The sequence below is a fragment of the Paenibacillus sp. 01T431 genome, from assembly GCF_056398625.1.
Genome location: NZ_JBFTPT010000062.1, coordinates 1 through 594 on the forward strand (window position 1 = coordinate 1; position 594 = coordinate 594).

2 tRNA genes and 1 rRNA gene are annotated in these 594 nt (G+C 46.1%); all 3 read left to right on the forward strand.

The window, feature by feature from the left end:
* Nucleotides 1–57 (forward strand): 16S ribosomal RNA (locus AC1DM9_RS34410); the annotation flags it as partial.
* Nucleotides 58–173: 116 nt separating this feature from the next.
* Nucleotides 174–250 (forward strand) — tRNA-Ile (locus tag AC1DM9_RS34415).
* 30 nt (nucleotides 251–280) lie between these two features.
* Nucleotides 281–356: transfer RNA gene (locus tag AC1DM9_RS34420), tRNA-Ala, on the forward strand.
* Nucleotides 357–594 lie beyond the last annotated feature (238 nt).

Consider the following 594-nt stretch of genomic DNA (forward strand, 5'->3'; position numbering starts at 1 on the left):
GGGGTGAAGTCGTAACAAGGTAGCCGTATCGGAAGGTGCGGCTGGATCACCTCCTTTCTAAGGAAATACCCGAGCCCGATGAGGTTCGGATAAACTTGGCAGTTTATCGCTTACTCGTTGTCAGTTTTGAAAGATTAATCATCTTTCAAAGGAAGACCAAAGGGAATACCCAAGGGCCTTTAGCTCAGCTGGTTAGAGCGCACCCCTGATAAGGGTGAGGTCGGTGGTTCGAGTCCACTAAGGCCCACCATTATCGACTCTGAGAAGTCGGTACCCATTTGGGGCCATAGCTCAGCTGGGAGAGCGCCTGCCTTGCAAGCAGGAGGTCAGCGGTTCGATCCCGCTTGGCTCCACCAAAAGAATAATGTTCTGTCTTTGCTGAAGATTAACTCTGAAGCAAACTCAGCGCAAAACATTTGCACCTTGAAAACTGGATAACGAAAGAAAAAGAATTGCTGAAACATCCTTTAAAGCTGTTTTTACGTAAGCGAGAGGTGTTTCGAATTGAAGACGGCTTTTGAAGACGTTATTTCTACCTCTAAAGAGGTTATTAATCAAAGAAATAAGGCTTCAACGACGGATCAATCGAAATCA